This window comes from Campylobacter sp. BCW_6461, assembly GCF_001762735.1.
GTDB classification, from domain to species: Bacteria; Campylobacterota; Campylobacteria; order Campylobacterales; family Campylobacteraceae; genus Campylobacter_D; species Campylobacter_D jejuni.
Genome location: NZ_MJXJ01000020.1, coordinates 121,426 through 144,176, shown reverse-complemented (window position 1 = coordinate 144,176; position 22,751 = coordinate 121,426). Strand labels below are relative to the sequence as shown.

The window sequence follows — 22,751 nt, the reverse complement described above, 5'->3', positions numbered from 1 at the left end:
GAGAATTTATGGCTTATGAAGCAAGTTTAATAGAAAAAAAATGGCAAAAAATTTGGGATGAAAATGAATATTTTGAGCCAAAAGATGATTTAAATTTGCCTAAAAAATATATTTTATCGATGTTTCCTTATCCTAGCGGACGCATTCACATGGGGCATGTAAGAAATTATACTATAGGTGATGTTTTAGCAAGATATTATCGCAAGATAGGTTTTAATGTTTTACATCCTATAGGTTTTGATAGTTTTGGTATGCCTGCTGAAAATGCAGCTATTAAACATAAAATTCATCCTAAGTCATGGACTTATGAAAATATAGCTTATATGAAAAAAGAACTTTTTTCTTTAGGTTTTTCTTTTTCTAAAAAAAGAATGCTTGCTACTTCAGATCCACTTTATACAAAATTTGAGCAAGAATTTTTTATTAAGATGTTTGAAAAAGGTTTGATTTACACTAAAGAAGCAAATGTAAATTGGTGTGAACAAGATCAAACGGTTTTGGCTAATGAGCAAGTTGAAGACGGAAAATGTTGGCGTTGTGGTCATGAAGTAGTGCAGAAAAAAATGCCAGGTTATTATGTAAAAATCACTGCTTATGCTGAGGAACTTTTAAAAGATTTAGAAGAATTAAAAGATAAATGGCCTAATCAAGTTTTAACTATGCAAGAAAATTGGATTGGTAAAAGCGAAGGTTTGGAATTTTCTTTAAATTTAGACGAAGAAAGCAAGCAAAAAACCAAAGAAAGTTCTTTAGAAGTTTTTACTACAAGAGCAGATACAATTTATGGAGTTTCGTATATCGCTTTAGCTCCAGAACATAAGATTGTTCAAAATTTGCTTTCACAAAATTTATTAAATCAAGATGTATTAAATAAAATCAAAGTTATTCAAAATCAAAGCCCAAGAGAAAGACAAAGTTCTGAAAAAGAAGGTTATTTTTTAGGAATTTATGCCATTCATCCTTTAAGCGGAGAAAAAATTCCTTTATGGGTGGCTAATTTTGTCTTGGCTGATTATGGTAGCGGAGCGGTTATGGCTGTTCCAGCTCATGATGAAAGAGATTTTGAATTTGCAACAAAATATAATCTTGCTATCAAACAAGTTATTCAAACTCAAGAAAATTTACCTTATACGCAAAAATCAGGAAAGTTAATCCATAGTCAAGAATTTGATAATCTTGATTGTAATGAGGCAAGATTAAAAATTATTTCTCAGTTTGAAGCTAAAAATATAGGAAAAAGGGTTGTAAATTTTAAAATTCGTGATTGGGGTGTTTCACGCCAAAGATATTGGGGTGCGCCTATTCCTATGATTAAATGTCAAATTTGTGGTATAGTGCCTCAAAAACTAGAAAATTTACCTATTACCCTACCTGAAGATGTGCAAATTACAGGTGAGGGTAATCCACTTGATAAACATCCAACTTGGAAAAATTGTATTTGTCCCAAATGTGGCAAAGAGGCTCAAAAAGAAAGTGATACTTTAGATACTTTTTTTGAAAGTTCTTGGTATTTTGCACGTTTTGCAAGTGATGAGAAAACTTGGCAGGAAAAAGCTTTAGATGAAAAAAGTGTAAAGTATTGGATGAGTGTGGATCAATATATAGGTGGTATTGAACATGCAATCTTGCATTTGCTTTATGCGAGATTTTTCCAAAAAGCTTTAAGAGACTTGGGTTATTTAACACAAAATGAACCTTTTGATAGACTTTTAACTCAGGGTATGGTGTTAAAAGATGGAGCTAAAATGTCAAAATCAAAAGGCAATGTTGTAGATCCTGATGAGATTATAGAAAAATACGGTGCTGATACCGCAAGACTTTTTATACTTTTTGCTGCGCCTCCGGCTAAAGAGCTTGAATGGAATGATGATGCGGTTGAAGGGGCTTATAGATTTATTTGTAAACTCTATGATAGGGCGCAAAATGTTAAAAAAGGTGAGCTTGTAGAATTAAAACAAGAAAATTTAAATAAAGAAGAAAAATATGCAAGATTAAAGGTATATGAAGCTTTGAAAAAATCTTTTGAAGTTTATCATCAAAGTTTTGCTTTTAATACTTTAATTGCAGCTTGCATGGAAGCTTTAAATGCTTTAGCGCTTTGTAAAAATGAAGCTTTGGAGCAAGAGGCTTTTTATATTATTTTAAATATTTTAGAGCCTATTATTCCTCATGTTTGTTTTGAGCTTAGCGAGGAGCTTTTTAAATGTAAAAATTTCAAAAAATTAGAACTTAAGGAAGAGGTTTTTGTAAAAGATACTTTAAATTTAGCTGTAAGTATCAATGGTAAGAAAAGGGCTGAATTTGAAATTTCAAGTAGTGCGAGTAAAGAAGAAATTTTAGCTTTTGCAAAAGAAAATACCGCTAAATGGCTCGAAGGTAAAAGTATAGTTAAAGAAATTTATGTGGAAGGAAAGCTAGTTAATCTAGTAATCAAATGAAAAAGATTTTGATTTTTTGTATAGGTTTATTTTTAGGTGCTTGTGGATATGTTCCTACATCAAAAATCGCTAATAATATTTTTGATGAGAAAGTTTATGTTAATGTTGAATTAAGTCAACAAGACCCAAAAAATAGTATCTATGTTGCTGATACTTTAAAAGAAATGGTGATTTCAAAACTAGGGCGTAAGCTTGCTTTAAAACATGAAGCTGATGATGTAATCAATGTTAAAATGAATAATTTAGAATTTATTCCTTTGGCCTATGATAAAAATGGCTATGTTATTAGTTATAAAGCTAAATTAAATTTAGATTTTAATGTTGTCTTTAAAGATGGTTCAAGTCAGGCTTTTAGTACAAGTGGAAGTTATAATTTTGAAATTTCTCCAAATAGTATTATTAGTGATTCTGCAAGGTATGAGGCTATTAGAGCGGCTTCAAGTGAGGCATTTGATGAGTTTATTTCCGTAATTGCTATTAAAGGGCAAAAACGTGGTTCCAAATACTAATGAAATAGCAAAGCAAACTTTAATTACATTAAAAGAAAGAAAACTAAAGCCAACCCCTGAAAATTATACGGAAATTTTTGAAGAATTGTCTTTAAAATATGGTATTACAAGTTCAAATAAGGCTAAACTTGATAAATACAAAACTTTACTTTTACCAATTTATCAACAAGAATTAAACTCTAAAACCATACGAAGTTTAGAAGAGTTAATTAGTTTTTTAATTTCTGTTTTAAATAGACAAAGTGGAAAACAATTTAGTGAATTTTTTGATTTTTTATCTACCATATCTAAAACTTTGCAAATAAGTAAAGACAAAAAGATAAGAGATTTGGCTAAAGTGACTTCGATTAGAATTTCTAAAACTATGGATAGTGAAAGTATTTACTTGCTTACTAAAAAATGGAAAGAGCTTGAAAGAAATTACGATGAAAATGACTTAGAGGAACAAGCTCGTAAATATGGCGTTAGCAAATATGATGATTATGATAGTGTGATTAAAAAACTTTTAGTCAAACTTGAAGAGCGTAGTTATGAGCACTTTAGTGAATTATTATGTTTGGGTTTAAATCCTTCATTGGTGGAAGATTTAAAAATTCAAGGTTTTATACAAAATTTAACACAAAAGCCTTTTGTAATAGGCGAAGAAAATTTCAAAAACGAACTAATGGAATTTGTAAATCATCGTATAATGGTTGATAATATGTATGTCCAAAAAAATTTAAATTTTTTTAATGATAATCTAAAAAAAATCTATGAATTGCTTGTCTTGCTTAATAAATCGAATGAAAAAAATATGGATTTTATCAATACCTTAAAACCAGATGAAAATGGCGAAGTAAAACTTAGTTTTGAGGATTTAAAGCTAAAATTTAAACAACTTGGAGAAAAAATTACATCTTTAAATAATCAAATTGAATTCACGCAAAGCTTAGAGGAGAGAGAGGCTTGGAGTGTTCTTAAAGAGCTTGATAAAATGGATGAAAATTTTAATAAGTATAAGGTTAATTATTCTTTAGCTTTATTTTCTATAGTAAATTACCGTTTCATTATGGAAAAATACGGTATGGGAAGTTTGAATGAAATTTTTGTTCGATTTAAAAAAATTTTAAAAGATTCTTGTAGCGAATTTGATGAACTGTGGATGATAGATGAAAAGAGTTATTTGATTGTTTCGCCAGGAAAAAGCAAAGATGAAATTACACAGCTTGTAAATACAAATCTTAAAACTATAGAAAATTTTAGATTTATTTATAAGCAAGATATTATAACTCCTAAAATTCACGTGGCTTATCTTGATAAGCAAAGTAAGCCAAGTATTAATATTTTAGATGAGTTAATAAAGCAAATTGCAGCGGTTAATGAACAATATAATGAAAGTTGAGAATTTTTTAGCTCAAAAAAGTATAAATTACGATAAAATTGATCGTTTTTTGATGTTTAGAATGTATGAGAAATATAAGAAATATTTTAAAAATATTCCCATAATTCAACTTATAGGCACAAATGGTAAAGGTAGCACGGGTAGATATTTAACCCAACTTTTAGAAAATTTAAATTATAAAATAGGGCATTATACTAGTCCGCACATTTTCAGTTTTAATGAAAGATTTTATCTTGATGGTAAGATTGCAAATGATGAAGAATTAGAACAAGCTCATATAAGACTTGAAGAAATTTTTAAACAAGACTTGCAAAAATTAAGTTATTTCGAATATGCTACTTTTTTAGCTATGATTTTATTTCAAAAATGTGATTTTATTGTTTTAGAAGCAGGAGTGGGTGGAGAATATGATGCTACTTCTGTTTTTGAAAGAAGAATGAATATTTTTACAAGAATTGGATTTGACCATATTCAAATTTTGGGCAATTCTTTAGAAGATATTGCAAGAACCAAGCTTAAAGTTATGGCGCCTATAGCACTTATAAGTGATGAGCAAGAGCAAAATGTTTTAAATTTAGCAAAAAAAATTGCTTTTTTAAAAAAAGCTAATTTGCAAGTTTCTTCCTTAAATCCTTTTTTGAAAGAAAAATTTGAGATTTATTGTGAAAAGTTTGTTTTACCTTGTTTTTTAAAGCATAATTTAAAGCTTGCATTAAAGGCTTGTGAAATTTTAACTTCACAAGAAAAAACCTTAGAAGCTTTAAAAAAGTTACAAGAGTTAAATTTACAAGGAAGATGCCAAGAAATTTCTCCAAATTTTTTTGTTGATGTGGGTCATAATCCCATGGCTGCTAAGGCTATGCTTGATAAATTTCAAGGAGAAAAAATAAATCTTATTTATAATGCTTATTTGGATAAGGATATTTTTCAAATTTTAAATACATTAAAGCCTATTATTGATACAATACAAATATATAAATATAAAAGTGCAGAACGAAAGCTGGCCGATGATGAAATTTATAGTATTGCATCAAAGCTAGGTATACAATGCAAAGAATTTGTAAAATTAGAAGAGAATAAAAAAAATCTAGTTTTTGGTTCTTTTATGCTGGTAGAAAATTTTTTAAAGGAGTGGTGTGGTAAAAAATAAATTCACTATTACCATTACAGATATTAACGGTTCAAGACATTTTTATTTAAATCAAATAATCAAAAAAATAGTTTTTTATACTATTGCTTTTATTGTTTTATTTTTAGTTTTTAGTGGTTTTTATATCAAATATCTCGATAGCAAACTTAGCGATATCAGTGAAAAGCGTGAGGAGCTTTTGAAAAAAAGCAAAGAATTGGAATTATCTAATTCGCAAATGCAAAAAAGCATAGAAGAAAAAACTCAGCAGTATGCAGCTATAGAAGATAAAATAGCTTCTTTTGAAGAGGCTTTGGGCTTAGAAGTAGAAAATAATCTTACAATTAGTGCAAGACTTGATAATCTTCAGCTTACCAATGAGCAGCAACTTGGAATTTTGGGACAAATTCCTAATGGATGGCCTATTGAAAATAAAGGCATTACAGGAAATTTTGGCTGGAGAGAGCATCCGCTTTTAAAAAGAAGGGAATTTCATCCTGGTATTGATTTAAGAGCAGAAATTGGTACCCCTATTTATGCACCAGCAAGTGGAGTAGTCGAATTTTCAGGTTATAGTGATAATGGCTATGGCTATAATGTAATTTTATTGCATAATTTTGGTTTTAAAACAGTATTTGCTCATATGATGCGCAAAGAAGTGGTCAAAGCAGGTCAATTTGTTAATAAAGGGCAGTTGATAGGTTATAGTGGTAATACAGGTCTTTCTACGGGGCCGCATTTGCACTATGAGGTAAGGTTTATTAATAAAACTTTAGAACCTTTGTATTTTTTAAATTTGCAAAGAAAAAATATGAATGATTTTTTTAATCAAGAAAGGAGAGTTCCATGGCAATCTTTAATAAAGGCGGTATCAGCCCAACATCCAGCTCTAGCTCAGAAACAACAGTAATTTCTTCAGGTGCGAGAATTGAGGGTAAATTTTATTTTGCTTCTATGCTCCATGTTGATGGAGAGTTAAGTGGCATTATTCATTCTGAAAGTATTGTGGTTATCGGAAAAAATGGAAATTTAAAAGGTGAATTACAAGCAGATAAAATTGTAGTAAATGGGTGTTTTGAAGGGCAACTTGAGGCTAATAGTTTAGAAATTTTAGCGGGCGGAGTTGTTAATGGTGATATTTCAACGCAAAAAATTTCTATAGAAAATGGCGGTCGCTTTAATGGAACTAGTAAAATTAAAGAAGATACTATCAAACTTATTGAAAATAACAACGAAGAATAATGCAAGCTTCATTTTATGAATACTTACAAAATCCAAAAATTTGTGAACTTTTTCTTTGTAAAGATGAAAAACAAGCAGATTTACTCGCTCAAGTTTCACGATTTAAGGGTTTAAAAACCTTTGTTTTACCTGATTTTAGAGCGCAGTTTGGAGATGATTTAAGGGCTTTTTCTAAAGAACTTTTTGATCTTTGTAAGATTTTAAATGCTTATCATAAAGAAGAAGAAAAAAAAATCCTTATTTCTCCTTTAAATACTGTTTTAAAAAAACTTCCTTCAAAAAAACATTTACAAAATTATCATATCGATAAAAAACAAAATTTTGATTTGAAATGTTTTGAAGATGAAATTTCAAGATTGGGATACGAATTTGTAGATATAGTTCAGGATAAAGGTGAAATTTCAATTCGTGCGGATATTATTGATATTTTTTGTATCAATGAAGAAAATCCTATTAGAATTTTACTTTTTGGCGAAGAGATTGAAAGTATAAGATATTTTGATTTGCAAAGTCAAAAGTCTATTCCTAACGAACTAGAACATTTTGAAATTTGTCCTTTTTTAAAATATTTTGACAAAGAAAATTATGAAATTTTTAAGGACAAATTAGAAGATTTTCAAAGCGATACTTTAATACATGATATCAATTCTTTAGGGTTTTGGTGTATTGATGATTTTTTTGATTATTTAGAACTTGATTTTTTAGCTTGTGAAAAGTTTGATATTAATGAATATGAAAAAGATATAAGTTTTGTGAATGCAAAAATTTTACCTCAAGCTAAAAAATTTAAAGAATTGCAAAGTTCTTACAATAAAGATTTTTTTGAATTTCATAAAAATAAAAAAATCACACTTTTAGCTAAAAACGAAGCTTTATTTAAAGCTTTAGAGCTTGAAGATACTCAAAATATCCATTTTGTAAAAAGTGATTTAAGGCTTAATCTTATTAGTCCTGAAGAGCTAATTATTTCTTTAAATCAAAAAGAAAAACAAAAAACAAGAAAAAAAGCTAGTTTGATTATAGATGAGCTTAAAAATGGGGATTATATAGTACACGAAGATTATGGGGTAGGTAAATTTTTAGGTCTTGAGATGATAGTGATAAGCGGAGCAAAAAAAGAGTTTGTTGCTATAGAGTATCAAAATTCTGATAAGCTTTTATTACCAGTGGAAAATCTTTATTTGATTGATAAATATTTGGGCGTGAGTGGATCTATTCCAAGCTTAGATAAACTAGGTAAAACAAGCTTTATTAAACTTAAAGAAAAATTAAAGACTAAACTTTTAGCCATAGCTTCTGAAATTGTTATTATGGCGGCTAAAAGATCTTTGGTGCAAGCAAAAAAAATTACAGTGGATTTAAATAGACAGACTGATTTTATAGCTAGTGCGGGTTTTATTTATACAAGCGATCAAGATAAAGCCTGTCATGAAATTTTGCAAGATTTTCAAAGTGGAAAAGTCATGGATAGGCTTTTAAGCGGTGATGTGGGTTTTGGAAAAACAGAAGTCGCTATGAATGCTATTTATCCAGTAGTTAAAAGTGGATTTTGCGCATTTTTATTTGCGCCTACGACTTTGCTTTCTCATCAGCATTATAAAACCTTAAAAAAGCGTTTTGATCCTTTTGATATAAAGGTTTTTAAACTGGATCGCTTTACAAGTAGTGCAGAAAAAAAACAAGTTTTACAAAATTTAAAAGAAAATAAAGCTTGTGTAGTTGTAGGAACTCATGCACTTTTAAGTGTAGAATGTGAAAATTTAGCCCTTGTTATTATTGATGAAGAGCATAAATTTGGAGTGAAGCAAAAAGAAAAGCTTAAAGAAATCACTCAAAATTCACATATTTTATCCATGTCAGCAACCCCTATACCAAGAAGCTTAAATCAAGCTTTAAGTTCTATAAAATCTTATAGTGTTTTGCAAACTCCACCAGAAGATAGAATGGATGTAAGAACTTTTGTCAAAGAAAATGATGACGCACTTTTAAAAGAAGCTATAGCAAGAGAGTTAAGACGTGGTGGGCAAATTTTTTATATTCATAATCATATTGCAAGTATAGAGCAATGTAAAAAGCATTTATTAGAACTTTTTTCTACTTTGCGTATTTTGATTTTACATTCTAAAATCGATGCCAAGATGCAAGAAGAAGAAATGTTGAAATTTGAAAACAAAGAATATGATTTGCTTTTAAGTACCTCTATCGTAGAAAGTGGGATTGATTTACCAAATGCAAATACTATCATAGTAGAAAAAAGCGATCGTTTTGGCATGGCTGATTTGCATCAATTGCGTGGGCGTGTAGGAAGAAGTGATAAGCAAGGTTATTGTTATTTTTTAATTGAAGATAAAAATGCTATCACAAAAGATGCTTTAAAGCGTCTAGTTTCCTTAGAAAGTAATTCTTTTTTAGGCGCAGGTTCTATTTTGGCTTATCATGATCTTGAAATTCGTGGCGGTGGAAATTTATTAGGCGTAGATCAAAGTGGACATATTGAGCAAATTGGATATAGTTTATATCTTAAAATGTTAGAAGATGAACTTAATGCTTTAAGTAAAAATGAAGTGGATCAAAAAGAAAATAAACTTGATTTAAAACTCAATGTTAATGCCTTTTTAAACAGCGAACTTATCAGCGAAGATCGCTTAAGATTAGAACTTTATAGAAGACTTAGCAAGTGTGAGCAAGTTCATGAGGTTTATGAGATCGAAGGTGAAATTGAAGATCGCTTTGGAAAACTTGACATTTATACTAAGCAATTTTTATCTTTGATTACTATTAAAATTTTAGCTTTAAATAAATTTAAAAGCATTAGTAACTATGAGCAAAATATTCAATTTACTGCTTTAAATGATGAAAAAGAACTCATCAAGGCAAAAAGCAAAGATGATGATGATATTTTAGAGGCAATTTTAACGCATTTAAGAAAGGCTTAAAATGGATTGGAATAAAACTTATGCAGCAATTTATAGAGCAAGAAAAGATTATTTAAAGCCTATTTTTGAAATCGATCCTATTGCTTTAAAAGATTTAGTAGGTATGGAAAGTCAAAAAAAAGCACTTTATGAAAATACTTTAAATTTCATTCAAGATAAGGGAGCAAATCACGCACTTTTATGGGGATCTAAGGGCACTGGAAAATCAAGTTTAATTAAAGCTATATTTAATGAATTTAAAGAACAGGGCTTAAGACTTGTCGAATTAAATAAAGAAGATTTATTTGCTTTAGCAGATATCATCGATGAAATCAGATTAGAAAATTTTAAATTCATACTTTTTTGTGATGATTTTTCTTTTGAAAAGGGAGATGATAGTTATAAATTTTTAAAACCTTTACTTGAGGGAAGCATAGAAAAAGCCCCAAATAATGTAATTATTTATGCGAGTTCAAATCGTAGGCATTTATTAAGTGAAAGCATTACTGATAATCTTGATACGCAAATCACACATACAGAACTTCATTTAAGCGATGCTGCTGAAGAAAGATTAAGCTTGAGTGATAGATTTGGTTTGTGGTTAAGTTTTTATCAGGGAAATTTAGAAGAGTATTTAAAGATGATAGATTTTTATTTTAAAGATTATTCTTGTGATAAAGAGCTTTTGCACGCTAAAGCTAAAGAATTTGCTACTCTAAGAGCAAGTAGAAGTGGTCGTACCGCAAAGCAATTTTATTTAGCTTTTAAGGAGAATTTTAAATGACTGGAGCACAAATTTTTACCAAGCTTTTAAATTTGGATTTAAATTATCATGATTTTGATTGGCTTGAAAATCAAGGATTGAGTGAATTTGAGCTTTTAATTTCTGTCGTTTTAACTCAAAATACAAATTGGAAAAATGTCTTAAAAGCTTTAGAAAATTTAAAAAAAGAAAATATTGCAAGCTTAGAACAAATCAATACTTTATCCAATTTAGAACTTGCAACTTTAATTAAGCCTAGCGGATTTTATAATACCAAAACTAAGCGTTTAAAAGGTTTGGTAGAAAGTATCATAAACACTTATGAAAATTTAGAAAATTTTAAAACAAATGCAAGCAGAGAATGGCTTTTAAATATCAAAGGTTTAGGTTTTGAAAGCGTTGATAGTATTTTAAACTATCTTTGCAAAAGAGAGATTTTGGTTGTAGATAATTATAGTTTGCGTTTGGCTTTTTACTTAGGTTATGAGTTTGAAAATTATGAAGAATTAAGAGAATTTTTTCAAAGTGACATAGAGAGTGAGCAAGAAAATTTGTATAAAATTTTAGGAAAAAAATGCGAACTTTACGAACTTTATCAAATTTTTCATGCTTTGATTGTAGCTTTTGCAAAACAGAGTTTTAAAGGACAAAAATTAAGCCCTAAGGGTGAAGAATGGATCAAAATTTTAAAGGAAGATTTATGAAAGCAAAAGGAAGTGAACTTATACCTGTTTTAACTATAGCAGGGAGTGATTGTAGTGGTGGAGCAGGGATACAAGCCGATCTTAAAACCTTTAGTGCACACAATCTTTTTGGTATGAGTGTGGTTTTAAGTGTGGTAGCTGAAAATACCGCAAGGGTGATTTCTGTACACGATATACCTACTCAAAGCGTGGATGAACAAATGCTTGCCGTGTTTGAAGATATAGTGCCAAAGGCAACTAAAATCGGAATGATAGGTTCTTGTGAATTAATGAGCTGTGTAGCTAAAAATTTAAGCGAGTTTAAACCTCAAAATGTAGTTATTGATCCTGTAATGTTTGCCAAAAATGGCTATGCTTTAATGCCGCAAGAAAATTGTGATTTTTTCAAACAAACTATAATAAAATTTGCAGACATTCTTACTCCTAATATTCCTGAAGCAGAGTTTTTATGTGGTTTTAAGATCGCTAATGAAGAGCAGATGATAAAAGCAGCTAAGCATTTATGCAGCTTGGGGGTTAAGGCAGTTTTACTTAAAGGCGGACATAGTGAAGCAAATGCCAATGATGTGCTTTATAATGGAAAAGAAATTTATATTTTAAAAGGCGAACGCATAGAAACTAAAAATACTCACGGTACAGGTTGTACGCTTTCTTCGGCTATTGCTAGTAATTTAGCTAAAGGCAAGGATTTATTTCACGCTGTTAGTGAAGCTAAAGAGTATGTAAGAAATGCGATTTATTATTCACTTAATCTTGGAAAAGGTTGTGGTCCTACAAATCATTTTTTCAAGTTTCTAGATGAAAAATAAATTAGATCTTAGCCTTTATTTGGTTGCTACTAAGGGAAATAAAAGCGAGGAGTGTTTTTTAAATACTTTAGAAAATGCTATAAAAGGCGGAGTAAGTATCATACAACTTCGTGAAAAAGAGCTTAATGCAAGAGAATTTTATAAACTAGGCTTAAAGGTGCAAAAACTTTGCAAGTCTTATAAAATACCTTTTTTGATTAACGATAGGGTGGATATAGCTTTAGCCTTAGATGCTGATGGGGTGCATTTAGGACAGGAAGATTTAGAAGCAAAATTAGCTAGAAAGCTTTTAGGAGATGAAAAAATCATAGGCTTAAGTCTTAAAAAGTTAGAACAACTTGAGTTTATACAAGGAGTAAATTATCTAGGTTGTGGAGCTATTAAGGCAACGCCTACTAAAGAAAGTTCGCTTTTAAGCCTTGAGCTTTTAAGTCAAATTTGTGATAAAAGCCCTATAGGGGTTGTAGCCATAGGTGGGATTGACAAAGAAGCACTTGTTGAGTTAAAGGGTATAAATTTAAGCGGTGTGGCTGTGGTTAGGGCGATCATGGATGCTAAAGATGCTTTTTTGGCAGCTAAAGAGCTAAAGCGTAAAATCTATGAAAATTTATCTCTTAAATGAAACTCCTTTTGAAGGGGTGGAAAATCTTATTTTAAATGAGATTGTTTTTTATGATTTTAGTGTGGATTTGAGTTTGTATGATGCTTTAATCTGCACTTCAAAAAATGCTTTAAAAGCTTTACAACATGCAAAAATCACTTTAAATTTCAAACTCAATTTATACGCTGTGGGACAAAGTACAGCTCAATACGCTAAAAATTTAGGTTTTAAAAAGATTAAAATTCCATCAAAGGCTTATGGAAAAGATCTTTTTCTTGAATTTAAAGAGGAGTTAAAAATGCAAAAATGTTTGTATTTAAGGGCTAAAAATATTGTTTCAACTTTAAATTTGGATCTTAAAAATGTAGGTGTGGATTTAGATGAAATGATTGTTTATGAAAATGTTTTTAAAAAAGGCGACAAAAAGCTTATCTATCCTGCTATTTTTATATTCACCTCTCCTTTAAGTGTAGAAAATTTTTTAAAATTTTATAGCTTAAAAGAAGAAGATAAGGTTGTAGTTATAGGGCAAAGCACAGCAAAGAAGCTTTTAAATTTTAAAAATCTTTATATATGCGAAAATCAAAGTCTTTTAGACTGTGTTAAGCTCGCTAAGACTTTGGTTTAATTTTTTAAATTCCAAAAATTTTCTTTGGGATAAATAATAATGCTTTTTGTGAGTAAAATTTCATCATTGACGTTTTTATCACGATTTAAAGCAATACTAATGTGGGCTATAATAACACCATCTTTGCTTAAATTTGCATCGGGATTGAAGTTGGAAAATTTAAAATTAACACATTGTGCAATAGGATAAAAATATTTTATTTTAATCAAAGCTTTTGTGTAATTAAAATATATATTGTCTAAACATTCTTTATTTTCTTGCTTTGCTTGATATAAAAAATATTTAGAAAATTGCGTTGCATTGTGACTTAAAATTTGAGCTTGAAGGTAGTAATAACTATCTTGGATTATTTTTGGAGTATAGCTGGATATGTTTAAGGTCAAGCTCATCCATAGACTTATTAGTAGTATTAAAAAAATTGTCCAAATTAAAACATAAGCTTTTTTCACAGTAAAATTCTTTTTTCAAGGCAATGTTTTGTTTGTCTTTTTAGGCAAATTTTTAATTTATTGTTTTGCAGGTTAAATGAGCTTATGTTTTTAGAAATTAATCCTTGTTGGTTTAATTGTTCATTAAATTTTGGCTTTATTTCATATATAAGTTCTTCATTTTGCAATTTGATAACTAATTGAGCTTGCAAAGGAATAAAACTACCTGTAAAATTTGCAGATATACCATTTTCCAAGATAGATATTTTTTCAATCTTGTTAATTTTATAAGCATAGCTAATATGTTCATTGTCGTTATATAAATCTTTTCTATTTTGGAGTTGTGTTTTAAAATCAGAATGAGGTGAATAAAGTGTATGATTATTTTCTAAAATAAGAGCAGAATTAATAAGATAAAGTTTATTATCTTTTAGGCTAATTAACTCATCTTTTAAAAGACATTTTAATGTATTCTGTGAAAATGTAATATTAATACAATTTTGTATTAATTTTTCTATTTTAAGCAAGTTTAAATGTGCTTGAGTGATAAGATTGTTTGTATGTAAAGCAGTAAAATTTAAATGATAAAAATCCATTAAAGGTTTTGAAAGTAAGCTAGTTATAAAAGTAAAAAGTATTAGTGATATTATAAGTTCAAAAAGTGTAAAAGCTTTGCTCATTCTTTAAAATAAACGCTATAATTTTGATCTTGAAAGTATAATTTTTGAAATTGAAATATACCATCATTAACAAACTGTTCTTGTAAAACTATAGGTTTTAAGGCTGAAGTTTGAAGTATGATGGTTTTAAAAATAGGCTTTTCATATAATTCTTCTTGAAGTTTATAGAGTCTTTCAAAAATATTTAAATTTTCATAGTTTTTGTAAAGTTGAATATAGTAATAAAAAATGCCAATGAAAATTAAAGATATGATCGTTATAGCACTAATGCTTTCTATAAGTATGAAAGCCTTTTTCATTTAGCGCTGCTAGCATTTATGGCTTCAAAAAAACTTCCGCGAATTCCTTTTTGTTCGAGTATTTTTATGCCTTTTATTGTAACTCCGCCAGGGGAGCAAATATTTTCTTTGATAATAGCTGGATGTTCATGTTCTAGTAAAGCACTAGAGCTTTTAAATAAAGAGCGCGTAAGATTGAGACTAAGTTCTTTTGACAAACCTTCATAAACTCCAGCATTAGCAATGCTTTCTGCTATAAGTGCTAAAAAAGCAGGAGCGCAGCCGCTAATCGCCATAGCTGCATTCATTTGTATTTCATTATCTAATTTATAAGCCGAGCCAAAAGTTTTTAAAATGTCTAAAATTTCATTTTCAAAATGAGAGTTTTTAAGTATATATGGTGTGGTTGAAGCCTTGTATTTAGCTGCTGTATTGGGTATTATTCTAACATAATTTTGAGCTTTGATGGTTTGTAGTTTTTCAAAATCAACATTGGCTAAAACAGAGATTAAGATACGTGCTTGTCCTTTTAGCATTTGAGCAATATTTTCTAAAGCATAAGGTTTAAATGCTAAAATAACATCTTTACCTTCTATGTTAAAATCTTTGTAAAGTAAGGTTTTAAAGCCTTCTTTGGCGAGGGCTTGAAGTTTTTCTATACTTCTTCCTACTATACAAATTTCATAATCATCTTTTAACCCATAGGCTAAGGCTGTTGCCATAGATCCATTTGCAAGTATATAGAGCATTATTTTTTAATATAATTAGCAATTTGATCAGCTTGAAAAAAGTCGGGATAATTAACTGTATCTAGTATCACTTGTACCATAGTATTATTATCAAGATTAATGACTACTGGAGCTAGAAAATTCACTGTCGATTCTTCAATGCTTTTTGCTATGGCTACTATATTAAAAATTTTCATATTAGATTCAGGTGTTAAAGAAAGAAGCTCTTGATAATAAGTTGGTATATCAAATTCATAATCAGGTCTAATCAAATAAGGATTAATTAAAACAAAAGAAAAGTCTTTACCATCAAGACTTTTAAGTCTTACAAATACTTCATCGATAGTTGAAAATTCCATATTTTTGGTTTCTTCAAAACCTAAGATAGGGCATTTAACAGCTAGGGTCATGTTTTCTCCTCAAGTTATAATGTTTAATATTTTAACATAAAATAAGCAATAATCATTCCAAAATTTTAAATTATTTAATTAATTTTATTATAATTTTAGAAGAACATAATTATAAAATCGTTAAAATATATATTTTTGAGAATATAAATCAAGGTGAAGTATGAAAAAAGGTATTTTTTTATTGGTTTTTTTAAGTGTTTTTTTTAGTGCGTGTAGTACGAAAAATGATGAAGGTTTATACAATCTTAGTGCTAGTGAGTGGTATAAGCAAATTATTAAAGATTTGCAGGACAAGGATTTGGAAAAAGCTGATGATCATTATAATGGTATGGCAAGTGAGCATGTTGCCGATCCTTTATTGGAAACTACTTTAATTATTTTAGCACAAGCTCATATGGATGAAGAGGAATATAAGTTAGCTGAATTTTATTTAGATGAATATAATAAAAAATTTGGAAATTCACGCAATGCTGATTATATTCGTTATCTTAAAATTAAGGCAAAATTTGATGCATTTGCAGTGCCAAATCGTAATCAGGCGTTAATGCTTGAAAGCCAAAAAGAAATAGATACTTTTTTGAAAGATTATCCTTATACAAAATATGAACCTTTGGTTCAAACAATGCTTACAAAATTTAATTTAGCGGTTTTTTATCTTAATAGTACTATAGAAAATCTATACCAGCGCATAGGGCATGATGAAAGTGCACAAATTTATAAACAAAGACTTCAAGAAAGTGAATTTTATCAGCAAAGTATTATCAAACCTGAGCTTCCTTGGTATAGAAGTATATTTGAAAGATTTTAATAAACAAGGAAAATAAATGCAGATTGAAGAGATACAAAATTATCCAGCAAATTTACCAGTATTGGTTGAAGATGAATTATTTTTATATCCTTTTATGATAACTCCTATTTTTATTAACGATTCATCCAATATGAAAGCTTTAGATCTTGCGATTAAAAATGATAGCATGCTTTTTGTTGCACCTTCAAAGTTGGAAAATGGAAGAAATTTTGATGAAATTTATAATTGCGGAGTGATTGGGACTATCATGCGAAAAGTTCCTTTGCCTGATGGAAGAGTGAAAATACTTTTTCAAGGATATGCCAAGGGTAAAATTATAGAGCAAATTTCTAATAAACCTTTAGAAGCCAAGATAGAACTTATAAAAGAAGACTTTTTAGAAGGAACTAAAAAAGAAGCACTTCTTGAAGTTTTAAAAGAGAAAGTAAAAAATTTGGCAAATATTAGTCATTATTTTTCTCCAGATCTTTTAAGAACAATTGAAGAAGGTTTTGATGCATCTAGGATTTGCGATTTGATTTTAAACACTGTGCGTATTAAAAAACAAGTTGCTTATGAGTTTTTTGTTTTAACAGATCTTGAGCAAAAATTAGTAAAATTAATAGATTTAATTGCTCAAGAAATAGAAGCTAATAAAATTCAAAAAGAAATTAAAAATAAAGTACATTCTCGTATTGATAAGGTAAATAAAGAATATTTTTTAAAAGAACAATTAAGACAAATTCAAAAAGAGCTTGGTTCTGATACGCAAAAAGAAGATGAGGTTAGAGAGTATCAAAAGCGTCTGGAGTTAAAGAAGAAATTTATGCACGAAGACGCTTATAAAGAAATCAAAAAACAAATTGAAAAATTCGAACGCATTCATCAAGATAATTCCGAAGCATCGATGATTCAAACTTACATAGAAACAGCATTAGATGTTCCTTTTGAAAAAATTTCTAAGAAAAAACTTGATATTAAGGAAGTTTCAAAACAGCTCAACCATGATCATTATGCATTAAATAAACCAAAAGAACGCATAGAAGAATATTTTGCAGTTAGGGAACTTTTAGAAAAAAGAAAAATAGCAGAAAAAGATGGTGCTAAAGTTATACTTTGTCTTTATGGGCCTCCTGGCGTTGGTAAAACTTCACTGGCAAATTCTGTTTCAAAAGCTTTAAAAAGAGAGCTTATTCGTATAGCCTTAGGTGGACTTGAAGATGTTAATGAGCTGCGTGGTCATCGTAGAACTTATATAGGCGCTATGCCTGGACGTATTACTCAAGGACTCATAGAGGCAAAACAAATTAATCCTGTAATTGTATTGGATGAAATTGATAAATTAAATCGCAGTTTTAGAGGCGATCCAAGTGCGGTGCTTTTAGAAATTTTAGATCCAGAGCAAAATTCTAAATTTAGGGATTATTATTTAAATTTTAATATTGATTTAAGTAAAGTCATTTTTATAGCAACGGCAAATGATATTAGCAATATTCCTGCACCTTTAAGAGATAGAATGGAATTTATAGAACTTAGCTCTTATACTCCAAGTGAAAAATTTCATATAATGAAAAAATATTTAATTCCAGATGAGCTTAAAAAACATGGCTTAAAATCCAATGAATTATTTATTGATGATGAAACTATAGAGCTAATCATTAGCGATTATACTCGTGAATCAGGAGTTAGAAATTTGCGTCGCAAAGTGGCAGAGTTGTGTCGTAAGAGTGCTAAAAAACTACTTTTAGAAAATATTAAAAAAGTCATTATTAATACAAAAAATTTGAATGAATTTTTAGATAAAAAAGTTTTTGAAATAGAAAAAAATAATGGAGAAAATCAAGTAGGTCAGGTCAATGGTTTGGCTTGGACAAGCGTAGGTGGAGATGTTTTAAAAGTAGAGGCTGTAAAAATTAAAGGTAAAGGAGAATTAACGCTCACAGGAAGTTTGGGTGATGTAATGAAAGAATCAGCTAGAATTGCTTTTAGCATGATAAAAGTTTTAATCGATGAAGGAAAAATAAAAATACCTAAAAAAATAATTATTGATCCTAAAGTTAATGTTTATGATAGTTATAATATTCATATACATGTGCCAGATGGAGCTACTCCAAAAGATGGCCCAAGTGCAGGTATTACGATAAGCACAGCTATTGCTTCTATTTTTAGTGATAAAAAGGTTAAAGCAGATGTTGCAATGACGGGTGAAATAGATTTAAAAGGAAAAGTTTTACCAATAGGCGGATTAAAAGAAAAATTAATTGCAGCTTATAAAGCAGATATAAAAACAGCTTTAATTCCAAGAAAAAATTACGAAAGAGATTTAAAAGATATTCCTAGTGAGGTTAGAGACAATATGGAAATCATTGCTGTTGATACTTTCAGTGATGTTTTAGAATATACTTTGGTTTAACTTTATTTTGAGAATAAATGTATAAGAAAGCAAACTTTTTACAAGTTTGCTTTAAAAGATTATAGTCCTTCAAAAGGATTATTGATTACTTCTTTTCTATCCACTATATAAGGGATAAGAGCTACATGTCTTGCACGTTTGATTGCAACTTCTACCATTTCTTGGTATTTTTTGCTTGTGCCTGTTAAACGGCGTGGCATGATTTTAAATCTTTCAGATAAAGCATGTTTTAACATTGCTGTATCTTTATAATCAATAAATTCAACTTTTGCTTCAGTGTATTTGCAATATTTGCGAGAGTATTTTCTTTTTTCTGCCATAGTTTATCCTTTAAAATGGTAAATTAGTATCATCGCTATCATAAGCATCGATATCAATTTCTTTTAATTTTTCTTCGTGTTGTGGGTTTTGGTTTCTTTGTGGAGCAGGGTTTGCTTTTGCTTTATTAAAATTTTGATTTTCACTCATATAAGGATCATAGCTTTGATTTTCATAGTTTCCACTATAATTGTTGTTTGAAAAGCTATTATTGCCAAAACCGCCTTGTTGTGGAGCATTGGAATTGCCAAGCATTTCCATATTTTCAACTTGAATGCTATGTTTAGAGCGATTTTGTCCATTTTGATCACTCCATTGTTCAAATCTCAAACGTCCTTCTATGAGTACTTTTGAACCTTTTGTAAGGTATTGGTTTGCAACTTCTGCGGTGCGACCATAAAAGCTTATATCAATAAAGCAAGTTTCTTCTCTTTTTTCTCCATTTGCGGTAAATCTTCTTGTTACTGCTATAGCGGAAGCTCCAATAGCACTACCGCTTTGTGCATAACGCATTTCTATATCACGTGTAAGATTTCCAACCAAAACAACTTTGTTAAACATCTTTTTCCTTATTGAATTTCAGGAGCATCTAAAGGTTTGATTTCTTTTTTAGATTGCTTAATCCCGTGGCTTAGTTTTTCCCAAGCTGCAATTTCTTTTTTATTTTCATATTTTACGATTAAAAATCTTATTACTTCTTCAGTGATTCTTAACACCCTTTCAAGCTCAGCGATCAAGTTTGTAGGAGCTTTGAAATAAATCACAAAATAAGTTCCTCTTTCGTATTTTTTGATTTTATACGCTAATTTTCTAGTACCCATTGGAACAACAGTTTCAATTTCTGCACTATTTTTGGTTAGGACTTCTTTAACGAATTCCAACTTCGCATTCACTTCCTCTTCAGTAAGTGTTGGTTTTAAGATAAATAAAACCTCATAATGTTTCATCTTTTCTCCTTATGGATATTAAAGCCCATTTTTATGAGCAAGGATTTTGCATAAAGCAAGACTAGATTATATCAAAATATACTTAATTAGTCTTGAATACTTAAGGTTTTATCTAAATTTGTTTTGATTTCTTCAAGCATAGCAAAACGTTTTTTATACATGGAGCGTTTTTGCGAAGGGATTTCTTCTAGGTTTTTTTGAGAGTGGTGGAGTTTATAGTATTTGTGTTTATTGATTTTTATTAATTCTCCACCATTTTCTAGCCAAATTTTTTGATAATCTACAAAATAGCCTTTTTCTTTTCCTTTTTGAGAACGGATTTGATTTTTTTCATGTACACCTAAAGTAGTTTGAAGTTTTAAAATTTCACAAAGCATCTTAGAGCATTCTATAAGTAAAGCAACAGGGCGCAAACCATGACATTTTTTAGTTAAAATTTTATTAATTTCTAAAATATTAAAATCTTTGTATTTATGTCCTTGTATACAAGAAAGTAGAAGATTGTTTTCTAAAGTAAAGCAAAAATTACATTGTAAGATTGTGTATTTTTTAAATTTTAAAGAAAAAGCCCAAAAACCTTCTTCGCAAACATTATAGTTATATCCTAAAAAAAGCTCAAAATCTTCATCAAAAGAAAAAATTATTTGCTCCTCGGGAAGAAATTTAAAACAAGCGAGTCCCTTATCAACATCATAAATAAGTGTTTTAACACGTTCATTTGCTTTAAAACTTTTATCGCAAAATCTTCTTGTAGCATTGTAACAAGCATAGGGTCTTTGAGAGAAAAAGTCTTTTAAATGTTTATTTTTTTCTTTATTAAGCGTTTTTTCTAGAAGTCTTACTTGAGGAAAATATAAAATTTTTCTTGCTTGAAAACGCAAATAGCGCCAAAAGATTATACTTTTTCTTCTATCAGTAAAATTTGGAATAGGGTAGGAAAATTTTTTATTCACCTATAATCCTTGATATATCATTATAAGTTGCAAAGAGCATTAAACTTAAAAGTATTGCCATGCCTGTATAGCTTAAATATTCAAAAGTACGCTGTGGAACTTTGCGTCTAAAAATCATTTCATAAAGATTAAAAAGTATATGTCCTCCATCAAGCATAGGAATAGGTAAAAGATTTAAAATGCCTAAATTTATAGAAATTAAAGCAGTGATAAATAAAAGCAAAGTAAAGCTATTTTGTGCAGCCTTTGAGGTAATTTCAGTCATGGTGATAATACCGCCTAAATTTTTTGCTTCAACTTCACCACTTATGAGTTTTACAATACCCTTGATGATGAGTGTAGAAGCTTGAAAACTTTCTTGTGCGGCATATTTAAAACTTTCTAAACCTTGGTGTTTTACAAGAGTGCTTGTCCCATTTGGACTGACTCCAAGTTGAGGTTTTTCAACGATTTGTCCAAAGTCATTGTATCCTTGTCCTATTTTTGGAGTTAAAATAAATTCTAAATTTTTTCCTTCTCTATTGATTAATATTTTCAAAGGATCTAAACTTAAATGCTTTGAAATTTCATCAAAGGTTTGAATTCTTATACCGTTAATTTCTAAGATAGTATCATTTTTTTGAAGTCCTATTTCTTGTGCAGCAGAGTTTGACGCTATGTTTCCTATTTGCGGAGCAAGTTTGTTTAGACCTAAATTTCCTATGATAATATAAAGAAAAAAAGCTAAAATTAGATTAAAAAATGGTCCAGCAAAAAGAATATAAATCTTTTTTAAAGGACTTAAAATGCTATAGCTATCTTTGTCTAGATTTTCAAAACCAGGACGCATATCATCTTGTCCTTTAAGTTTAACATATCCTCCAAGTGGTAAAGTGCTTAAGCGATAGTTTGTGCCTTTAAATTCACGCTCTATAAGACTTTTTCCAAATCCTATACTAAAAACTTCAACTTTTACACCCAAAGATCTTGCAGCCAAAAAATGTCCTAATTCGTGAAAGAAAATTAAAAATGAGATGACTAAAACAGTTGCTAAAAATTCAATAGAATAAAATTTAATTCCCAAAATCAAAATAACAATTAAAAATAATAAAGATCTCATTTTTCTCCTTTTTTTTGAGCTTTTATATAAGTATAGATGTATTCAAATCCAGAATAAAGAGTTAAAATCAAAGCTATGTAAAGTAGAATTTCACCGCCTATCCACTCCATGATTAAAAATCCTATCGCAGTCATTTGAAAAGCGGTTTTAAGTTTGCCTGCAAAAGAAGCATTGACATTTAAATTTTCGCTAATCATTACAACTCTAAAACCTGTGATAAAAAATTCCCTTACTAATATAATATAAATTACCCATTCATTAGCTTTTCCTGTAAGTAAAAGCCCTAAAAAAGCTGCTAAAACAAGCATTTTATCGGCTAATGGATCTAAGATTCCACCCAGTTTTGTAGTTTGTTTCCAAGTTCTTGCGATGTATCCATCAAAAAAATCACTTAAAGCTGCTAATGAAAAAGTTAAAGCAGCAAAATAGTTAATCCAACTTTGATGAATATTTTCAAAATGATGAATTAATAAAAAAAATAGCAAAGGCGCTAAAACCATTCTAAAAATCGCCAAGATATTGGGTAAATTCATAACAAGCCTTGTGAAATTAAATGTAAAATTATAATCAAAATTGTATAAAATTTAAGCA

The 22,751-nt window shown here is 29.3% G+C and carries 25 protein-coding genes; 14 read left to right on the top strand and 11 right to left on the bottom strand.

Annotated elements, in window-relative coordinates; all coding sequences use genetic code 11:
- Positions 1 to 8: 8 nt before the first annotated feature.
- Genes leuS through AJ882_RS03730 form a run of 12 tightly spaced genes read left to right on the top strand, consistent with a single transcriptional unit; the run spans position 9 to position 13,119 of the window.
- Positions 9 to 2,438 (top strand): leucine--tRNA ligase, encoded by a 2,430-nt coding sequence (leuS, locus tag AJ882_RS03785; RefSeq protein WP_002867194.1) that lies wholly within the window; start codon positions 9 to 11, stop codon positions 2,436 to 2,438.
- The gene (gene lptE / locus AJ882_RS03780) at positions 2,435 to 2,947 is read left to right on the top strand and encodes an LPS assembly lipoprotein LptE (RefSeq protein WP_002867193.1); all 513 of its coding nucleotides are present in this window, start codon (positions 2,435 to 2,437) and stop codon (positions 2,945 to 2,947) included. Before leuS ends, lptE begins: the two co-directional genes overlap by 4 nt.
- A complete protein-coding gene (locus AJ882_RS03775; protein ID WP_002867192.1) occupies positions 2,931 to 4,328 on the top strand; it encodes a hypothetical protein in 1,398 nt (465 codons plus the stop codon). The genes lptE and AJ882_RS03775 overlap by 17 nt, the downstream gene beginning before the upstream one ends.
- Entirely contained in the window at positions 4,294 to 5,478 is a 1,185-nt protein-coding gene (locus tag AJ882_RS03770) for a folylpolyglutamate synthase/dihydrofolate synthase family protein (RefSeq protein WP_074468975.1), read from the top strand. Before AJ882_RS03775 ends, AJ882_RS03770 begins: the two co-directional genes overlap by 35 nt.
- A complete protein-coding gene (locus tag AJ882_RS03765; protein ID WP_002853442.1) occupies positions 5,465 to 6,367 on the top strand; it encodes a M23 family metallopeptidase in 903 nt (300 codons plus the stop codon). The genes AJ882_RS03770 and AJ882_RS03765 overlap by 14 nt, the downstream gene beginning before the upstream one ends.
- Positions 6,304 to 6,699 (top strand): polymer-forming cytoskeletal protein, encoded by a 396-nt coding sequence (locus tag AJ882_RS03760; RefSeq protein WP_002859143.1) that lies wholly within the window; start codon positions 6,304 to 6,306, stop codon positions 6,697 to 6,699. Before AJ882_RS03765 ends, AJ882_RS03760 begins: the two co-directional genes overlap by 64 nt.
- On the top strand, positions 6,699 to 9,635 hold the full coding sequence (locus AJ882_RS03755) for a DEAD/DEAH box helicase (protein ID WP_002860197.1): 2,937 nt from the start codon (positions 6,699 to 6,701) through the stop codon (positions 9,633 to 9,635). Before AJ882_RS03760 ends, AJ882_RS03755 begins: the two co-directional genes overlap by 1 nt.
- A gap of 1 nt (position 9,636) precedes the next feature.
- Entirely contained in the window at positions 9,637 to 10,398 is a 762-nt protein-coding gene (locus AJ882_RS03750; RefSeq protein ID WP_002852748.1) for an ATP-binding protein, read from the top strand.
- The gene (locus AJ882_RS03745; protein ID WP_002852847.1) at positions 10,395 to 11,081 is read left to right on the top strand and encodes an endonuclease III domain-containing protein; all 687 of its coding nucleotides are present in this window, start codon (positions 10,395 to 10,397) and stop codon (positions 11,079 to 11,081) included. The genes AJ882_RS03750 and AJ882_RS03745 overlap by 4 nt, the downstream gene beginning before the upstream one ends.
- Entirely contained in the window at positions 11,078 to 11,890 is an 813-nt protein-coding gene (thiD, locus tag AJ882_RS03740; RefSeq protein WP_002867189.1) for a bifunctional hydroxymethylpyrimidine kinase/phosphomethylpyrimidine kinase, read from the top strand. Before AJ882_RS03745 ends, thiD begins: the two co-directional genes overlap by 4 nt.
- Positions 11,880 to 12,512, top strand: coding sequence for a thiamine phosphate synthase (thiE, locus tag AJ882_RS03735; protein WP_002852670.1), 633 nt, complete (start codon positions 11,880 to 11,882; stop codon positions 12,510 to 12,512). The genes thiD and thiE overlap by 11 nt, the downstream gene beginning before the upstream one ends.
- Complete coding sequence (locus AJ882_RS03730; RefSeq protein ID WP_002859147.1) at positions 12,490 to 13,119, top strand: uroporphyrinogen-III synthase; 630 nt, start codon at positions 12,490 to 12,492, stop codon at positions 13,117 to 13,119. The genes thiE and AJ882_RS03730 overlap by 23 nt, the downstream gene beginning before the upstream one ends.
- Here AJ882_RS03730 and AJ882_RS03725 read toward each other — a convergent pair.
- Genes AJ882_RS03725 through fliW form a run of 5 tightly spaced genes read right to left on the bottom strand, consistent with a single transcriptional unit; the run spans position 13,116 to position 15,643 of the window.
- A complete protein-coding gene (locus tag AJ882_RS03725; RefSeq protein ID WP_002859148.1) occupies positions 13,116 to 13,568 on the bottom strand; it encodes a hypothetical protein in 453 nt (150 codons plus the stop codon). The two genes, AJ882_RS03730 and AJ882_RS03725, sit on opposite strands and share 4 nt — an antisense overlap.
- Positions 13,565 to 14,227, bottom strand: coding sequence for a hypothetical protein (locus tag AJ882_RS03720; protein ID WP_002858296.1), 663 nt, complete (start codon positions 14,225 to 14,227; stop codon positions 13,565 to 13,567). Before AJ882_RS03720 ends, AJ882_RS03725 begins: the two co-directional genes overlap by 4 nt.
- Positions 14,224 to 14,526: a type II secretion system protein gene (locus AJ882_RS03715; protein ID WP_002853046.1), complete on the bottom strand. Its 303-nt coding sequence runs from the start codon at positions 14,524 to 14,526 to the stop codon at positions 14,224 to 14,226. The genes AJ882_RS03720 and AJ882_RS03715 overlap by 4 nt, the downstream gene beginning before the upstream one ends.
- Positions 14,523 to 15,254, bottom strand: a complete 732-nt coding sequence (locus AJ882_RS03710) for a pyrroline-5-carboxylate reductase (RefSeq protein WP_002859150.1) — start codon at positions 15,252 to 15,254, stop codon at positions 14,523 to 14,525. Before AJ882_RS03710 ends, AJ882_RS03715 begins: the two co-directional genes overlap by 4 nt.
- A complete protein-coding gene (gene fliW / locus AJ882_RS03705; protein ID WP_002852982.1) occupies positions 15,254 to 15,643 on the bottom strand; it encodes a flagellar assembly protein FliW in 390 nt (129 codons plus the stop codon). The genes AJ882_RS03710 and fliW overlap by 1 nt, the downstream gene beginning before the upstream one ends.
- 160 nt (positions 15,644 to 15,803) lie before the next feature.
- Between fliW and AJ882_RS03700 the strand changes: the two genes are divergently transcribed.
- Both AJ882_RS03700 and lon read left to right on the top strand, forming a co-directional pair.
- Positions 15,804 to 16,451 carry an outer membrane protein assembly factor BamD gene (locus AJ882_RS03700; RefSeq protein ID WP_011049880.1) on the top strand — a complete coding sequence of 216 codons (648 nt, stop codon included), beginning with the start codon at positions 15,804 to 15,806 and terminating at the stop codon, positions 16,449 to 16,451.
- Between the two features lie 16 nt (positions 16,452 to 16,467).
- Positions 16,468 to 18,843 carry an endopeptidase La gene (gene lon, locus AJ882_RS03695; RefSeq protein ID WP_002853487.1) on the top strand — a complete coding sequence of 792 codons (2,376 nt, stop codon included), beginning with the start codon at positions 16,468 to 16,470 and terminating at the stop codon, positions 18,841 to 18,843.
- 59 nt (positions 18,844 to 18,902) lie between these two features.
- Here the strand turns inward: lon and rpsR are convergent, their stop codons facing one another.
- From rpsR to pgsA, 6 genes are all read right to left on the bottom strand, one after another.
- A complete protein-coding gene (gene rpsR / locus AJ882_RS03690) occupies positions 18,903 to 19,163 on the bottom strand; it encodes a 30S ribosomal protein S18 (RefSeq protein ID WP_002853032.1) in 261 nt (86 codons plus the stop codon).
- A 10-nt stretch (positions 19,164 to 19,173) separates the two neighbouring features.
- Positions 19,174 to 19,722: a single-stranded DNA-binding protein gene (locus AJ882_RS03685; protein ID WP_002860190.1), complete on the bottom strand. Its 549-nt coding sequence runs from the start codon at positions 19,720 to 19,722 to the stop codon at positions 19,174 to 19,176.
- 8 nt (positions 19,723 to 19,730) lie between these two features.
- Positions 19,731 to 20,108 (bottom strand): 30S ribosomal protein S6, encoded by a 378-nt coding sequence (gene rpsF, locus AJ882_RS03680; RefSeq protein WP_002853062.1) that lies wholly within the window; start codon positions 20,106 to 20,108, stop codon positions 19,731 to 19,733.
- Positions 20,109 to 20,194: 86 nt separating this feature from the next.
- Positions 20,195 to 21,061: a VirK family antimicrobial peptide resistance protein gene (locus AJ882_RS03675; RefSeq protein ID WP_002859152.1), complete on the bottom strand. Its 867-nt coding sequence runs from the start codon at positions 21,059 to 21,061 to the stop codon at positions 20,195 to 20,197.
- The gene (rseP, locus tag AJ882_RS03670; RefSeq protein WP_002867184.1) at positions 21,054 to 22,160 is read right to left on the bottom strand and encodes an RIP metalloprotease RseP; all 1,107 of its coding nucleotides are present in this window, start codon (positions 22,158 to 22,160) and stop codon (positions 21,054 to 21,056) included. Before rseP ends, AJ882_RS03675 begins: the two co-directional genes overlap by 8 nt.
- On the bottom strand, positions 22,157 to 22,693 hold the full coding sequence (gene pgsA / locus AJ882_RS03665) for a CDP-diacylglycerol--glycerol-3-phosphate 3-phosphatidyltransferase (protein WP_002853053.1): 537 nt from the start codon (positions 22,691 to 22,693) through the stop codon (positions 22,157 to 22,159). The genes rseP and pgsA overlap by 4 nt, the downstream gene beginning before the upstream one ends.
- Between the last annotated feature and the right edge of the window lie 58 nt (positions 22,694 to 22,751).

Excerpts from the sequence above, each read along its gene's own strand:
- AJ882_RS03700 (WP_011049880.1), top strand. The coding sequence starts at position 15,804 with ATGAAAAAAGGTATTTTTTTATTGGTTTTTTTAAGTGTTTTTTTTAGT.
- AJ882_RS03710 (WP_002859150.1), bottom strand. The coding sequence starts at position 15,254 with ATGCTCTATATACTTGCAAATGGATCTATGGCAACAGCCTTAGCCTAT.
- AJ882_RS03730 (WP_002859147.1), top strand. The coding sequence starts at position 12,490 with ATGAAAATTTATCTCTTAAATGAAACTCCTTTTGAAGGGGTGGAAAAT.
- lon (WP_002853487.1), top strand. The coding sequence starts at position 16,468 with ATGCAGATTGAAGAGATACAAAATTATCCAGCAAATTTACCAGTATTG.
- rpsF (WP_002853062.1), bottom strand. The coding sequence starts at position 20,108 with ATGAAACATTATGAGGTTTTATTTATCTTAAAACCAACACTTACTGAA.
- AJ882_RS03755 (WP_002860197.1), top strand. The coding sequence starts at position 6,699 with ATGCAAGCTTCATTTTATGAATACTTACAAAATCCAAAAATTTGTGAA.
- AJ882_RS03715 (WP_002853046.1), bottom strand. The coding sequence starts at position 14,526 with ATGAAAAAGGCTTTCATACTTATAGAAAGCATTAGTGCTATAACGATC.
- leuS (WP_002867194.1), top strand. The coding sequence starts at position 9 with ATGGCTTATGAAGCAAGTTTAATAGAAAAAAAATGGCAAAAAATTTGG.
- thiE (WP_002852670.1), top strand. The coding sequence starts at position 11,880 with ATGAAAAATAAATTAGATCTTAGCCTTTATTTGGTTGCTACTAAGGGA.
- AJ882_RS03760 (WP_002859143.1), top strand. The coding sequence starts at position 6,304 with ATGGCAATCTTTAATAAAGGCGGTATCAGCCCAACATCCAGCTCTAGC.
- rpsR (WP_002853032.1), bottom strand. The coding sequence starts at position 19,163 with ATGGCAGAAAAAAGAAAATACTCTCGCAAATATTGCAAATACACTGAA.
- fliW (WP_002852982.1), bottom strand. The coding sequence starts at position 15,643 with ATGACCCTAGCTGTTAAATGCCCTATCTTAGGTTTTGAAGAAACCAAA.
- AJ882_RS03685 (WP_002860190.1), bottom strand. The coding sequence starts at position 19,722 with ATGTTTAACAAAGTTGTTTTGGTTGGAAATCTTACACGTGATATAGAA.
- pgsA (WP_002853053.1), bottom strand. The coding sequence starts at position 22,693 with ATGAATTTACCCAATATCTTGGCGATTTTTAGAATGGTTTTAGCGCCT.
- rseP (WP_002867184.1), bottom strand. The coding sequence starts at position 22,160 with ATGAGATCTTTATTATTTTTAATTGTTATTTTGATTTTGGGAATTAAA.
- thiD (WP_002867189.1), top strand. The coding sequence starts at position 11,078 with ATGAAAGCAAAAGGAAGTGAACTTATACCTGTTTTAACTATAGCAGGG.
- AJ882_RS03750 (WP_002852748.1), top strand. The coding sequence starts at position 9,637 with ATGGATTGGAATAAAACTTATGCAGCAATTTATAGAGCAAGAAAAGAT.
- AJ882_RS03720 (WP_002858296.1), bottom strand. The coding sequence starts at position 14,227 with ATGAGCAAAGCTTTTACACTTTTTGAACTTATAATATCACTAATACTT.
- lptE (WP_002867193.1), top strand. The coding sequence starts at position 2,435 with ATGAAAAAGATTTTGATTTTTTGTATAGGTTTATTTTTAGGTGCTTGT.
- AJ882_RS03745 (WP_002852847.1), top strand. The coding sequence starts at position 10,395 with ATGACTGGAGCACAAATTTTTACCAAGCTTTTAAATTTGGATTTAAAT.